Annotated in this window: 10 protein-coding genes; 6 read left to right on the top strand and 4 right to left on the bottom strand. The window is 69.5% G+C overall.

Going from position 1 to position 14,529, the window contains the following annotated elements:
- Nucleotides 1–91 precede the first annotated feature (91 nt).
- From NV348_RS24065 to NV348_RS24050, 4 genes are read right to left on the bottom strand one after another with little or no spacing between them, the layout of a single operon-like run.
- Nucleotides 92–3,040, bottom strand: coding sequence for a PrgI family protein (locus NV348_RS24065; protein WP_098086792.1), 2,949 nt, complete (start codon nucleotides 3,038–3,040; stop codon nucleotides 92–94).
- Nucleotides 3,037–4,911 (bottom strand): TrbL/VirB6 family protein, encoded by a 1,875-nt coding sequence (locus NV348_RS24060; protein WP_127516376.1) that lies wholly within the window; start codon nucleotides 4,909–4,911, stop codon nucleotides 3,037–3,039. The genes NV348_RS24065 and NV348_RS24060 overlap by 4 nt, the downstream gene beginning before the upstream one ends.
- Nucleotides 4,912–4,913: 2 nt before the next feature.
- Nucleotides 4,914–5,312: a pilin gene (locus tag NV348_RS24055; RefSeq protein ID WP_253805115.1), complete on the bottom strand. Its 399-nt coding sequence runs from the start codon at nucleotides 5,310–5,312 to the stop codon at nucleotides 4,914–4,916.
- Nucleotides 5,309–6,235, bottom strand: coding sequence for a hypothetical protein (locus tag NV348_RS24050; RefSeq protein ID WP_447148855.1), 927 nt, complete (start codon nucleotides 6,233–6,235; stop codon nucleotides 5,309–5,311). The genes NV348_RS24055 and NV348_RS24050 overlap by 4 nt, the downstream gene beginning before the upstream one ends.
- Before the next feature lie 476 nt (nucleotides 6,236–6,711).
- Between NV348_RS24050 and NV348_RS24045 the strand changes: the two genes are divergently transcribed.
- The 6 genes from NV348_RS24045 to NV348_RS24020 all read left to right on the top strand — a co-directional run bounded on the left by NV348_RS24045 (nucleotide 6,712) and on the right by NV348_RS24020 (nucleotide 14,455).
- Nucleotides 6,712–7,353 (top strand): hypothetical protein, encoded by a 642-nt coding sequence (locus tag NV348_RS24045; RefSeq protein WP_127516372.1) that lies wholly within the window; start codon nucleotides 6,712–6,714, stop codon nucleotides 7,351–7,353.
- Nucleotides 7,354–7,402: 49 nt separating this feature from the next.
- The gene (locus NV348_RS24040) at nucleotides 7,403–8,413 is read left to right on the top strand and encodes a TRM11 family SAM-dependent methyltransferase (RefSeq protein WP_098086786.1); all 1,011 of its coding nucleotides are present in this window, start codon (nucleotides 7,403–7,405) and stop codon (nucleotides 8,411–8,413) included.
- On the top strand, nucleotides 8,410–10,908 hold the full coding sequence (locus NV348_RS24035; RefSeq protein WP_098086785.1) for a type IV secretory system conjugative DNA transfer family protein: 2,499 nt from the start codon (nucleotides 8,410–8,412) through the stop codon (nucleotides 10,906–10,908). Before NV348_RS24040 ends, NV348_RS24035 begins: the two co-directional genes overlap by 4 nt.
- A gap of 66 nt (nucleotides 10,909–10,974) precedes the next feature.
- Entirely contained in the window at nucleotides 10,975–11,991 is a 1,017-nt protein-coding gene (locus tag NV348_RS24030; protein ID WP_098086784.1) for a replication-relaxation family protein, read from the top strand.
- 7 nt (nucleotides 11,992–11,998) lie between these two features.
- Nucleotides 11,999–13,006 (top strand): C40 family peptidase, encoded by a 1,008-nt coding sequence (locus NV348_RS24025; RefSeq protein ID WP_098086783.1) that lies wholly within the window; start codon nucleotides 11,999–12,001, stop codon nucleotides 13,004–13,006.
- A gap of 27 nt (nucleotides 13,007–13,033) precedes the next feature.
- Nucleotides 13,034–14,455, top strand: a complete 1,422-nt coding sequence (locus NV348_RS24020) for a cutinase family protein (protein ID WP_098086782.1) — start codon at nucleotides 13,034–13,036, stop codon at nucleotides 14,453–14,455.
- The last annotated feature ends 74 nt before the right edge of the window (nucleotides 14,456–14,529 follow it).

The raw sequence follows: 14,529 nt of genomic DNA, 5'->3' as shown, positions 1-14,529 counted from the left end.
ACTGCGACGTGAGGGGCGTCAGCAGTCGGCTCGTGCTCATCGTTGAATTGAGGTAGAGGAAGTGCGGCGGGTGCCTCTCTCGAAACATTCATCATAATTCACCTTCAATGCGTGGCCGATTCACCATCCGAGGAAAGCTCTGATACTCGCCTTCCCCGGTGCCGCTTCTGCAGGCTGTCGCCACTGTGTCGGCAGCGGTCGTGACGATCTCGACCCTGCTGAAGTTCTCGTGGTGATGCTCGACCGATGCGAGGAACTCCTGAGAAGTGGTGATGAGCGCGTTCTCGGTGGGCGAGGCCAAAGACCCGAACACCGCGCGGTCGGTGCCGCCGACCGCGAGCAGTCCCGAACCGCGAGCCGCGGAGAGCAGGAATTGTTGCTCGCCGTCAGAGAGGTGGAAGGCGGTAGCGACCTCGTCGATGGCCTGGGGTGCTTGGCGTAGCAGGATCTGGGTGGCGGCGTTGGAGATGATCGCGCGCCCGAGGTCGGTCGAGCAGACATCCGCGCAGTCCTGGGTAGCGACGGTGAGTCCGGCCCAGTGCTTGCGGAAGCTCTTCGCGGCCCGGAACAGGAACGCCGCCCCGGCGGGCTCGCGCAGCAGCAGCCATGCCTCGTCCACGGTGATCATGCGGGGCCGCCGATGACCGGGGTTCGACACTTTCCGCCACGTCGCGTCCAAAACCAGCAGCGTGCCGATGGTTTTCATTTCATCGGGCAGCTCCCGTAGCGAGAACACGATCATCGCGCCCTCGGGTTCGGTGGTGGTGTTCCCGTCGATCAGCCCGGCATAGGCTCCCTCGCCGGTGTAGGGGTGCAGCCCGGCAGCCAACTCGACGGCAGCGGGCACGGCGAGCTGGTCAAGCTGGTCTCGCAGGTCGCTCAGCGTGGGCGCGGGCCGGGTCCAGGTGGCGGGGTCGTCGGTGATCCCGGCGGCGGTGTAAGCAGCGGCGAGAGCAGCGTCCAGCGCTGACCGTTGCGCCGCGGTTTGGTCCCCCACCAGCACCTGGATCAGGGTGTGGCAGAACAGTTTGCGCCGAGTGAGCGCATCGGTCGGGGCGCTGCGGCTCCCGTCGGGTCGGGTGTGGATTTCCAGGTCGAACGGATTGAGCCGAACTCCGGGTGCACCGAGGCGGATGTTGGTGCCGCCCACGGCCTCACTCAGGCGCCGGTATTCGTCTTCGGGGTCGATGATGACCTGCTCGATCCCGCGATACAGAGCCCGCAGAATCTCGGTCTTCACCAGGTACGACTTGCCCGCACCGGAGCGGCCCAGCACGACGAGGTTGTGGTTGTGGGCCTCAGCCCCGAAGCGGTCCACGAACAACAACCCGGAGGCGGCGTCGCGACCGTAGAGGACGCCTTGGGGCCGGTCGGCCTGGGCCGGATCGGCGGCAGGGAGCTGCGGTGAGTCGAAGGGGAATGCCGCGGCGAGGGCAGTGGTGTCGAAGGTCCGCTGGACCCGGATCAGGTCCAACCCGAGAGGAAGAGTCGTCGCCCATGCCTGCGCCGCCCGGTAGGACAGGGTGCAGGTGTCCACCAGCAGACTCGCCGCCAACGCCCGCACAGCGGCAACCTCATCGGCCAGCTCGGATTCCGAGGCAGCGTGCACCGTGAGATACACCCCGACCCGGAACAAGCGCGCCTCCGCCCGGGCAACGCGGGCCGACAGATCAGCGGCGTCCTCGACGGCAACGTCGACCTGCGGATCAGTCAGGCGGCCCCGCCCGAGATCGTGCATCCGGGAGGATTCGAGGCGCGCCTGCTGGCGGCGCAGCCGGGTGGCGGCGGTGGCGGGGTCGACCGGCTCGACGTGGACGGCGACCTCGACTCTGCCGGGGTGGGAAAGCAGGGGCGCGAGCCAGCCGGCCGTCACCTCGCGCGGGTACCCGGTGACCGCGAGGGTCGCACTCCAGTCGGACCCGATCTCGAGATGCCTGGTGCCGATCGTCAGGGATTCCGGGGCGAACCGGTCGAGCCCGTCCCCGGCGAACGGGTCCGGGGTTCGCCTCTCGGGGTCGGTGGTGATGACCGTGTCGGCGGGGGCGATGTCGGCGGCGGCCGAGACCAAGCCCTCGGGGTTGGTGCAGCTGACCAGCACGGCGGTGGCGGCGTCGTGGTCGAGGGCGGTCACCGAGATCCCCAGCGGGGACAGCACATCGGCGGCCTCGTTCATCCGGCGCAGCAGCCGGGACTCAGCCGCACGGCGCGCGCCACCTGAAAGAGCGGACCGGGCTCGGCGCTGTCCGGGTAACCGGGCACGCAGCCCGCTGGTGGGCAGGGTCTCGGTGCGTTCACGCCACACGAGCAGCACCTGCCGGTGCACCGGATCTTCCCGGGCGGCCAGCTCGGCGAGATGGTCGGCGTGATCGAGGGCTGCCGCGGCGAGGTCGGCCGACATCTGCGCGGCGGCGGAGTGCAGGCCGGTGATGTGTTCGGTCAGGTCGAGGCGGGCCGAGCGGATGAGGATCTGGACGGGTTGGCGCAGGGTGTGCAGCCAGCCCGCGAGCTGGCCGACCAGGCTGTCCTGTTCGGCCGGGGTCCGCAAGCTCAGGTTGAGGGTCCCTGCGACCGCGATGGCGGCGAGGCCGTCGGCGCCGAGGTCGATCACCCCGACCCCGCCGCCGCCCGACACCGACTCGGGCAAGCGGGCCTGATGCGCCGACAGTTCCGAGGGCACCGGCAGACAGGGACGTCGACCTTTGATGCCCGATGTCATCCAGCGCGGTGTTGGGGCCTGCGTGCCACTGCCGGGTGATCGAATGAGATGGCGTGGGCGCAGGCGGTGACGAATGGCCGCGACGAGCAGCAGGTCGGCCGAGAGGCCGTCGCGGCGGGTGAGCACCGCGACGGCGACGACGACGAACACCAGGGCAGCGGCACCACCGAACACCGGCAAAGGCAACAGGGACCGCGTGGCGGCCCAGGCTGAATACAGCAGCACGGCGGTGATGGCGAGGACGGCGAGCTGGCGGGCGGTGAACGGGCCCACGAGCCGGTCGGAGCGGTCGACGTCGGCGGGAATACGCACGATGGTGCTCATTGGAGAGTTCCTCCTCTCGGGGCGCGGGGCGCACGGCGGCGCACGGGCAGATCCGGCATGGGCAAATGCAGCTGCCTACCCGCCGGACGCGCAGGTCCGGGAAGTTGTGGCGGGTTCGGCGGCGGTGCAACAGGTTTGACCCTGGTGACCGGGAACGGGAGCGGGTACTGGCCGCTGCGGTTCGGGCGAACACGCGCGTACGGGTCGGGCGGGGTGGGCTCGGTGAAGTCGAAGGCGAGTTGTTGCGGTGTTGCGCGGCGACCAGGGCGCTGCGGCGACAGCTCGGGAGGCGGGGGCGTTGTTCGGACCCGCCGCACCAGGATCGGGAGCGGGTACTGGCCACCAGTCCCGGCGCGGATGCCCCGGTACGGGTCCGGCGGGGCGAAGTCGAACGCGAGCTGTCGTCCCCTCGCCGAACGGTTCGGGCGCGGCGGTGGCGTGCCGGTCGCTTGGGCCGGTGCCGGGCTGGGTTGCCGGGCGACGCGGTGGACTCCTTCCAGGGGAAGCATGAGCTGCCCGTCGCGTGTCGATCGCACCCGCGCGTACAGATCGGGTGGTCCACTGCTGGCGGCGGTGCGGGGTGCTCGTGGAGCGCGGACGGGTCGCGCGTTTCGCCGTGCCGATGCCCCCGTCGCGGCGGTGCGAGCGGTGCTCGCGGTGGCCCCTTTGAGCATCCCGAGGGTTTTGTAGGCGATGAAGCCACGCACGATCGAGCCGAGGAAGCTGCGTCCTTGCCCGATCTTGAGCACCGACAACAGCCACATCGGGGTCTTGATCAACACGAACATCAACGCCAAAGCGACAGTGAGATCGGCGATCTCGTTCGCATTCGGGCCGAACAGGTGCCACCCGCCGGGAGTCAGCAGGACCCGCAAGACGGTCACCAGCGTCAGTGATTGCACGACCTGGATCGCCAAGCAGGCGGCGAAGCTGCGCCACCACCAGCGCGCGACACCGTCGAGGCCGGGCAGCCCGTGACACATCAACGCCAACGGCGCGCCCACGATGAGCAGGATCGTGATGGTGACTCGGATGACGTAGGAGATGAGCAGCACGAGCAGCATCACCGCCAACGCCAGATGTAGCAGCATCAGCATGGTTTGGCTCTGCGGTCCGGTGACCGCGAGCTCGGTCAGTGCGTCAGCGGCCGTTCTGGAGTCGACGCCGTCCCCAGCGAGAGCACCGGCGAGGGCGTTGGCGAAACCGATAGCGGCGGTGGCGATCATCATGCTCAATCCCCCGGCCGCGAACCCGATCACCAAGCGGGGGGCGAGTTCACGGATCGACCATTGGGTTTGGACCGTCTCGCGCATCATCAACAGCACCCCGGCTGCCATCACGACCAGCACGTAGAGCGCGAGCACGATCTGCCACGACTGGTTCCACAAAGCCCCGATCTCGGGGATCTGCCCGGGTTCTGGTGTGGTGAGCAGGGTTTGCGACAGCAGCTCGAGCAGCGGGTTGAGCGAGGTCTCCACGATGCGGCGGAAGAACCCATCGACCGCGTTCTCCACACACCCGTTGATGTTGGTGACCCCGCACTCCGCCGACCCCGACCCCGAACCGGAACCGGAGCCGGGTGCCGTTGTCGTGCCGGGCGCGGTCGTCGTCGGTGGGGCGGTGGTCGAGGGCGGTGTCACCCACCGGCGCGGGGTTGTCGTGGCCGGTGGAGTGGTTGACGGCGTGGGGGTGGCCGGTGCGGTGGTCACCGGCGGAGCCGGTGTCGGGGTGACGGGTTGGGCGGCTGCCCCGCCAGGACTGGTGAGCACGATCAGGATCGCGGCGAGCACGGCCGCTGCGCTGGCGGCAGCGATGCGCGTTGTCCGCGAGAGCCGCGCGAGTGCGGGTGGTGCCTGGGCCGAGGTGGTCACGGTCAGGCTCCGATGATGGACTTGAGCACGGCGACGATGACCGGTGCGAGCATCGCCAGCGCGAAGCCCAGGCAGGCGGCGCGGAAGGCGGTTTTGGCCTTCTCGATCTCGCTGGGGTCGCCGCCGCCGAGCAGGTAGCGGGCTCCGGCGATGGTCAGAAACAACGTCGCCAGTCCGGCCAGGATGCCGACGAGCCAGTTGCGGGCGTTGTCGATCACCTCCCCCAACGACGAGGCGATGGCCAGTACCTCGGTGTGGGGTGGTGCCGCCGAGGCAGATCCGGCGATCAGCAGCAGGACTGCGCTCGTGGCCGCGACCACGAGCACCCGCAGCCAACGCCGTCCATGCTGCCGAGCCGACTGTGGCGTGGTCTGGTTGACGTGTCCCCGGTTGGTGTTCATGCCGCCACCCGCCCGTTCTCGGTGCTCGACAGTGCCGGGACCGCTGAGGGTGGGTTCGGCCGGCGACCTCGCCGCGGTGACGGGTCCGGGGGCGCGAGGGCGGTCACCGCCTCGGCTTCGACCGGGCCGCTGCACTCGGGATCTCGGTCTCGGACCCGGTCGTTCAGCCACGCGAGCAGGGCGCGTTCGGCGCGAGGGCGCTGCTTGCGCAGCTTCCACAGCGACACACCACGTTCGGCCGCCAGCGCGGTCAGCGACCGGCCCTCCCACCGCGACGCGGCGATGAGTTCGGCAGCGTCGGCGGAGATCACTCCAGCGGCCACGGCATCGGCCAGCACCGTCTCGGGATGACCCGGCCCCGAGACCATCGCCTGGCCCCGCTCCCCCAGCGAAGCCAGGTCACGGTCGAGGTCGCCGACGACAGTTGCGCCGGTTCGCTGACTAGTTGCTGCCGCGAGCGCCGCACGGTAAGCGCCCCATCGCAATCGGTGCCAGACTCCCGGCTGCTCCAGCCCCACGCGCGGGAGGTGGGCCAGGAACGCGGTCAGGATTTCGGACTCGATGTCGTGGCGGGCCGGGTGGTTGGAGGAGACGCACTCGCTGGCGGTCCGCGACAGCATCGGCGCGGCCAGCCCGGCGCAGACGAGCATCGCGTTGTCGTCGTTGGCGCGGACTCGTTGCAGCAACCACACCCAGATCGCGTCGACCTCTCCCATCGGGGTGCCCGGATGCCACAGCCGCTCACGCAACTGCCCCCACGTCCGCACCGGGTCGGCGGGGTCGGGTGGTGCTGTCGGCATCGGGTGGGGTTCGGTGGGCATGGTTTCGGCGGCGATCCGGTCGAAGCCCGCCCACACCACTGCAAGCGGCGAGCTCGGCTTTGCGCCCGGTCCTGCATATGTCGCGACGTGTGAATTCGTCACTACAGATCTCCTTGTTCGGTCGAGAAATTCCGACCTCGCAAGGACACCTCGCGGCCATAACCGAAACCTATCCAAACCATATCCTGACAACACCCAAACCATATCTGAAACATATCCAAGTCATATCCTGGGCGAGTCGGCGAATGCTTCGCAATCGCTCGCCGCGCCACCGCCGGGCTGCTGGATATCCGCGCGGATATAGGTGTCTACCTAGGTTTGTGAAGTCACGGATACCCCCAGGATATGAACCGGATATGTTTCAGATAGGGTCTGGATAGAGCAATCGAACAGTGTCGGCAACCTGGCGAAAAAGTACTTAAAAAAGTTCCCGACCGACTGGGTGGACAACTGTCCCGGTGGGCAGGATTTTCGGCCTCAAGAAATTCTCAGAAAAATTATCGGGTGACTGTGTCCCGATTTCGGCTTTTTGGCGGAAGTAAGCGAGTACACACCGCTCTCTCGCTCAGGAGGCCGCAATGCCCGCCACGTCCCGACCCCGTTCCAGCTCCACCGTCGTGCGCGTCCCCTCGACCTTGTGGGCGCTGGGGTCCGAGCCGCTGGACCCCGCTGACCGTTGGCCCGATCGGGCTCTGGTCCACACGATCACCGAATTCTCCGCACCCGGCGCGCGAGTGATGCTGCTGGGTTGGCCCGCCCCTGTCACGCGAGGGGCGTTGCGGATCGTCGAGCCCGACACCGCCGCCGCCCTGTCCACGATCGGTGAACTGGGACGCCACGGACTCGACACCCCCACCGACCGAACCCTGCACGAGGAGCCGGTGGATCTGGTCGTCGCGAGCCTGCTCGCCGATCACCTCGACCCGATCGCCGCCGCCGAACACATCACTGCGCTCGCGACCGAGGTGCTGGCGATGGGTGGGTTGCTGGTCGTTTTCTCCCGCTGCCGACACAGCGACTCCGGGGTCCTGTTCGACCCGGCCGGTCCGGTCGTGGCCGCCGCCCAAGCCGCCGATCTGCTCTACCTCCAGCACATCATCGCCGCCCCCATCTCCGGGCAGACCGTCACCGCGACTCCCGCCCCGGCTCCCTCCGGCAACACGCGCCACACCGTCGCGCACACCGACGTCTTCGTCTTCCTCCAGCCCGCCCATGGCTGAGCCCGCACACCCACTGCCCCAACGCAACTCCCACGCGAAGGACATCCAAATGACGCTCGAACCGGCCACCACCGACACCACCGACATCGACTCCGGCAGCCCCGTACAGACCGGTCCGGCCGTCGCGCCGGTGTCGGTGTGGGCCACCGCGCAGACCGCGCCCACCGCGCAGCGGCGGGGCCGTTATCACCCCGACAGCACCGCGCATCCCGCGAAGATGTTCCCAGCCATCGTGCAGCATGCGGTCGCCACCTACACCCGTCCTGGGGACCTCGTGCTGGACCCGATGTGCGGGATCGGCACCACCCTCGTCGAGTCGCTGCATCTGGGCCGCCGCGCGGTGGGTGTGGAGTACGAGGGTCGGTGGGCGGAGCTGGCGCGTACCAACATCGAGCTCGCTCGCGAGGCCGGGATCGATCTCGCCGCAGACGTCTTCCACGGCGACGCCCGCAAGCTGGGTGAGCTGATCCCGGCCGAGCTGCGCGGTCAGGCACGTCTGGTCATCACCTCCCCGCCTTACGGCGATTCTCTGCACGGGCACGTGCGCGCCAACCGCAAAGACCCGGTTCTCAAGAAGAACCACCGCTACGGCGCGGTGCTGGATCGGGGCAACCTCGCCAACGTCGGCCTCGGCCGCCTGTTGTCCGGGTTCACCAAGATCCTGGCCGGTGCGTCCGAATACCTGGCTCCCGGTGGGTATGTGGTGATCACCGCGCGGCCGTGGCGGCAGCACGCCGAACTCGTGCCTTTGCCTGCCCACCTCTACACCTGCGGCGAGCTGGCCGGACTCGTGCCGGTGGAGCGGTGCGTGGCGCTGCTGGGTCGCTTGTCCGAGGGCGAACTCATTGCTCGCAGTTCGTTCTTCCAGCGCGACTTCATCGTCAAGCAGCGCGCGGCCGGGTTGCCGATGCATCTCATCGCCCACGAGGACGTCATCATCCTGCGCAAGCCCGACGCCGACGAGGCGAGCGAACGCCGCCGCGCGGCAGGCCGATTCCCGTTCGGCAGCGCGGCGACTCTGCCGTCCACCGAGATCGACCCCGGGTCGGTTGCCTCGTGAATACCGCACACGACCCCGGCCACGGGTGGCTCGGTCGGGCGCTCCTCGCGCCCGGCCGGGCCGTGGGCGACCTCGCCGAGACGCTGCACCACACCGTCACTTCGACCGATGGGCTGTTCGTCGTCGCAGCCTGTGTCGCGGTGCTCGCCGCGGTCCGGCTCGTGGCCCGGTGGCGGCGAGGCCGGCTGAGTGCGCGTGCCCGCCAGATCACGGTGCTCACTCCACCCGACGTCGATGCCAAAGGCGCGCTCAGCTTCTGGGCTCACCTCATCGGGCAACTCCGCCCCGCTTGGGCGAGAACCCTGCTGGGGCAACCACATCTCGGGTTCGAGTACACCGTCACCCCAGAGGAAGGGGCCGCGATCCGGCTCTGGGTGCCGGGTGCGATCCCACCCGGACTCATCGAACGCGCCATCGCTTCGGCCTGGCCCGGCGCACACACCGACACCCTCGAACCTGCCCGGCATCCGCTGCCGACCCCGGTGAAGGGTGTGCGGCGAGTTGTCGCGGGAGGGGAGTTGCGGCTCGGCCGCCGCGAAGGACTCCCGTTGAGCACAGACCACTCCGGGGATCTGGTGCGCAACCTGATCACCGCCGCCGACGACCTGGCCCCCGGTCAGGCCACCTGTGTGCAGATCCTCGCCCGCCCCGTCACCGGCCGCCGCGTCGCCCGAGCCACCCGCGCCGCGGCGAGCACCAGCACTCGAGCGGGAGTCGTGGTGGGACTGCTGTGCGAGGCGCTGAACCTGCTCACACCCGGCACGGGATCGGCGCGCGACGCCCGCGCCACCGCCGCTGGAGGTGGGGCGGGGCACGGAAGAGGCACCGACCGGCAGATGTCGCTGGAGAACAGTGCCGCCGCACGCGCGGCAGCGGCCAAAGCCCGAGGCGCGCACTGGGAGACGATCGTGCGCTACGCCGCCTCGATCCCGATCTCCACCGAGCCCGAGCAGGTCAATTCGGCGGCACAGGCGAGGGCGGTGGCGCGCGGGCGCGCTGATGCTCTCGCCACCGTGTTCGGAGCCTGCACCGACCACAACTACTACCGGCGACGCCGTCGCCCCTACCGCCTGGAGCGATTGATCCGGCAACGGCGGCTCGGGCGTGGGGACGTGCTGTCGGTGCCCGAGCTGGCCACGATCGCGCATCTACCCACCGACGACGGGCTACCGGGCCTGCAGCGCGCCGGAGCCCGCGCCCTGTCCCCCGCCCCGGACATCCCCGTCGGCGGCGAGCACACCAAACCGCTCGGGATGGCTGATACCGGTACTCGCCGGCCGGTCGCGGTGAAGATCTCCGATGCCCGCCACCACCTGCACATCCTCGGCCCCACCGGCGTCGGCAAGTCCACGTTGTTGGCGCGCACGATCCTCGACGACGCCGAGGCCGGGCGCGGGGTGATCGTCATCGACCCCAAAGGTGACCTCGTCACCGACGTCCTGTCTCGGCTGCCGTCGCGGATGGGTGAGCGGGTGGTGCTCTTCGACGCCGACTCCCCCGCTCCGCCGCCGTGTGTGAATCCGCTCGATATCGGCCGGATCGGGCGCGCGGGAACCGATCTCGCCGTCGACAACCTCGTCACCGTCTTCCACCGCATCTTCCACCAATGGTGGGGACCACGCACCGACGACATCATGCGCGCCAGCCTGCTCACCCTCTGCGCACAACCCGGCACCGCCACCCTGGCCGACCTACCCCGACTGCTCACCGAAACCGCCTTCCGATCCCGAGTCACCCGCGCCACCAAAGACCCCGTCCTGCGGGGATTCTGGGACGCCTACGAAAAACTCTCCGACACCGGACGCGCCCAACTCACCGGCCCGCTGTTGAACAAACTTCGGGCGTTCCTGCTGCGCCCATTCGTGCGTTCGGCCATAGCGGGCGGACCCAGCACGGTCGAGTTCGCCGACATCCTCGACAACGGCGGCATCTGCCTCGCCCGACTGCCGAAAGGCTCACTCGGAGAGGAAACCTCGCGCCTGGTCGGGTCGCTGCTGGTAGCGCGGACCTGGCAGGCCGTTACCGCGCGAGCCAGGGTGCCGTCGGCCGACCGGCCTGACGCCGCCCTCGTGCTCGACGAGGCGCAGAACTTCTTGAACCTGTCCACGCCGATCGAAGACATGCTCGCCGAAGCCCGAGGACTTCGGTTGTCGCTGCTACTGGCCCACCAAAACCTCGGCCAACTCTCGCGGGAGCTGCGCGACGGCATCTCGGCCAACGCCCGAAACAAGGTCATCTTCGCCGTGTCACCCGACGACGCGCGCGATCTCGCCCGACACACCGACCCGTGGCTGTCCGAACACGACCTGTCACACCTGGACGCCTTCCACGCCGCCGCCCGCCTGCTGGTCGACGGCCGCAACGCCCGCCCCTTCACCCTCACCACCCGCCCGCTCGACCCGCCGATCCCGGGCCGCGCCCGCGAGATCGCCGCCGCCGCCCGTGCCCGCCTGGCCGCCCCAGCCTCCACGCCTGCCCTAGGCCCCACCGACTGACTCAGCCCTCCCGCCGCCCAACCCTCACCCGTCCAACCTGACCACCCGAGAAAGGCAGTGCCACAGATGCTTTCCCGCCCCGCCCAGCAAGCCGACAGCCGCCGCCCACGACCCGATACCCGGCCCCGACCCCGACCGCTCGACCTGACCGCGCTCGTCGGGAAGTTGACCGAGCGAGACCGGTGGCTCCTGCGGATGCTGCACGAGCACCGCGTCCTGACCACCAACCAGCTCGCCGCCCTCGCCTTCCCCACCCCTGCCAAGGCGTTGCGACGCCTGACTCTGCTGCACCGCTACGGCGTGGTGGACAGGTTCCGGCCGTTGCGGACTCGGGGAAGCGCGCCGATGCACTGGGTCCTCGCCCCGGTCGGTGCCGGGGTGCTCGCCGCGGAAGCTGGGATCACCCTGCGCGAGCTGGGCTACAACCACCAACGCGCCCTCGCCGTCTCCCACAGCCTGCACCTGAGCCACACCCTCGGCGTGGCCGACTGGTTCACCGCCCTGATCGCCCACCCCGCCCGCGACCAGCGCGGCGAACCCTCACACGTGCGGGCGTGGTGGTCGCAGACCCGCTGCGAACGCCTCTGGGGAGACCTCGCCCACCCCGACGCCTTCGGCCGCTACACCTACGCCGAGACGACCCTGGACTTCTTCCTCGAATACGACCTCGACACCACCCGAGAGCTGTCCAAGGTCGCGGCCAAACTGAACGGCTTCGCCGAGCTGGCCCGCACCACCGGCCTCATCACCCCGGTCCTGTTCTGGGTACCGAGCATCGCCCGAGAGACCAGAACCCGCGCGGCATTGCACCGGACGTGGGAGCGACTCCCCGACCCGGAGGCCATGCCCGTGGCGACCGCTGCCGCTGAACTTGTCTCGCCCGGCGCGCAGGCCAGCCCCGCCGAGCAGGTGTGGCTGCCGCTGGGCACCGACAGCGAACGCAAACGCCTGCACCACCTCGCCGCCGCGTGGCCCCGACGCACGCCACCGGCCGAGGAGATCGACCCGGAACCGACCGCGCTGGGCGGCATCATCACCCTCTCCCCACCGCCACCCCAGCCGCCCCGCTCCGAGTCGTGGTGAAGCTCTGATGCTGGTCAAGACCCTCGGCGCAGGATTCGGCGCGTTCGTGTTCCTCACCGTCGTCATCGCGACTGTCGTCAGCGCCGTCGTCGTGTTCGACCACGCGCTCGCACCCGCCCCCGGGGGCTCGACTGGCACCGGCTCGACCCCGAGCACCGAAGCCCAGCAAGACATTCCAGCCGAGATGCTCGTGCTCTACCAAGCCGCCGCCGGGGACTGCTCCGGCCTGGACTGGTCGGTGCTGGCCGCGATCGGCAAGATCGAAACCGACCACGGCCGTTCCACCCTGCCGGGAGTTTCCTCCGGCGAGAACAGCTCCGGGGCCGGTGGGCCGATGCAGTTCCTCGCTCCCACCTTCGACTCGGTCATCGCCCGGCATCCGCTGCCCGCTGGTGGAGCGAGTCCGCCCTCGCGCTACAACGCCTCCGACGCCATCCACGCCGCCGCTTTTTACCTGTGCGACTCCGGCGCGCCCGAGGACATGTACAGCGCGATCTTCGCCTACAACCACGCCGACTGGTACGTCGACCAGGTCCTCGACCAGGCGGCCCGCTACCGCGCAACCACACCCGACACCTCCGGCGGCGACTGCACCACCACCGCACCGGTGAATCCGACAGCCGCACAGGCGATCTCCTTCGCCTGCGCCCAGCTCGGCCTGCCGTACGTGTGGGGCGGCAACGGGCCCGAGGTGAACGGCGGCTGGGACTGCTCCGGACTCACCCAAGCCGCCTACCGCGCCGCCGGGATCTCCATCCCCCGCACCACCTACGACCAAGTCCACACCGGCACACCGGTACCCGAGAACCAACTCGCCCCCGGCGACCTCGTCTTCTACAGCACCGGCGGCGACGTCCACCACGTCGGCATCTACCTCGGCGCAGGCCAGATGGTGCACGCACCCACCTTCAGCGAACCCGTCCAAGTCTCGCCCTACCGGTGGCCCGGAGACGACTACTACACCGCCATCCGACCCACACCCGCCCACAACAACAACTCCCCAGCCGCGCCCTGAACACCAACTCCCGAACGGAGAACATCCATGCGCCACAACCACTCTCGAACCATCCGCGTCGTCCTGTGCACGGCCGTCACCGCGACCACCATGACGGCCGGTGTCGCCGCCGCAGAACCAACACCCGACCGCACCGGTACCCAGTGCCCGCGCTGGACCGCGCTACTGGCACCGGGCACCTACGAGACAACCTCGACCGCCGGACAGGCCACGAACGGGATCCTCACCCAGCTCGGGGAATCACTCACCGCCCGCTACGGCACCGACATCGAGGTTCGCGCCCTCGCGCCTTCCGCCGGTGCGGGGTCGGTGAGCGGAGCCGACCTCACCGCGGCGGTGAAAGGGCTGTGCTCGGACACGCGAGTCGTTGTGGCCGGCTACGGCCAAGGCGCCGAGGTCGCCGGCGACCTCGCCACCGTCCTCGGCAACAGAGGCGGCCCGATCCCGGCCTCGCGAGTGCTGGCGGTCGCTCTTGTCTCGGACCCGCGCCGCGACCCGGCCACCGCCCAGCTCGGTACCCCGGTCTCGGGGCAGGGTGTCACCGGGCCACGCGCGCAGGGCTTCGGCGAGCTGGCCGATCGGGTCCGCACTCTGTGCCTCGACGGCGACAGCTACTGCTCGACCACCGCCGAGTCCTCGCCCGTCCTCGCCGCGGTGAGCCGCGCCCTCACCACCGCCACCACGACCACCACCCCAGCCCTCACCAGCACTACCTCGCCCACCACCACGACAAAAGCCCCCGCCACCACGACGAGCACACCGACCATCAGCATCGGGTCGGACTCGACCGGACAGATCAGCGTGTCCCAAGTCCTGGCCCAGGTCGTCACCGTCCTGCGCGGCCTGGCCAGCTTCACCGCGAACGTGCCCGCGATCTTGGCCGACCTCGCCGAGCTGCCCGGACTGCTTGCCAGCAATGACGTGCCCGGCCTGCACCGTGTCTCGGGTGACCTGAACAACCAGTTCAACCCGCTCGTCCAGATGACCGCTGGACTCGATCTGCGCCTGGTCGCCCGAGCCTTGAAACTGGCCGCACCCTTGGACACCACCGGGGTCGCGTTGATCGCGGCCGAGATCGTCGGCGTCCTGGCCGGACTCGACATCTCCCGCATAGCCACCGACATCGGCCAAGCCCAGGAGATCGCCTGGACCGCCGCCGAGACCCTCGCGAAAGGCGACCCCGTCGCCGCGTTCTTGACCCTGACAGGGCTTGCACCGATCGCCGCCGACCTACTCGCAGCCACCGCAACCGCGTTCACCGGCACCACGTTCCCCACACTCACCCAGACCTACACCGCCACCCTCGGAATCGACACGGCAAGCACCACCACAGGCACCGGCGTGGACCCGCGAGACGGCGACACCACGGTGTTCGACTCCACCCGCTACGCCACCGTCGCCCCGGCGTTGTCCGACTGGATCGTCGCGACTATCGACGGCACAAAATAGCCGCTGCCACGACAACCCCGAGCATCGTGCGCCGCGCAGTCCGATGCGCTGTGCAGCGGCGGATCGGTGAACGA

The sequence above is a fragment of the Nocardia fodinahabitans genome (genome assembly GCF_052983615.1).
The sequence above is the reverse complement of the archived record's forward strand: the minus strand, read 5'-3'. Positions and strand labels throughout refer to the sequence as shown.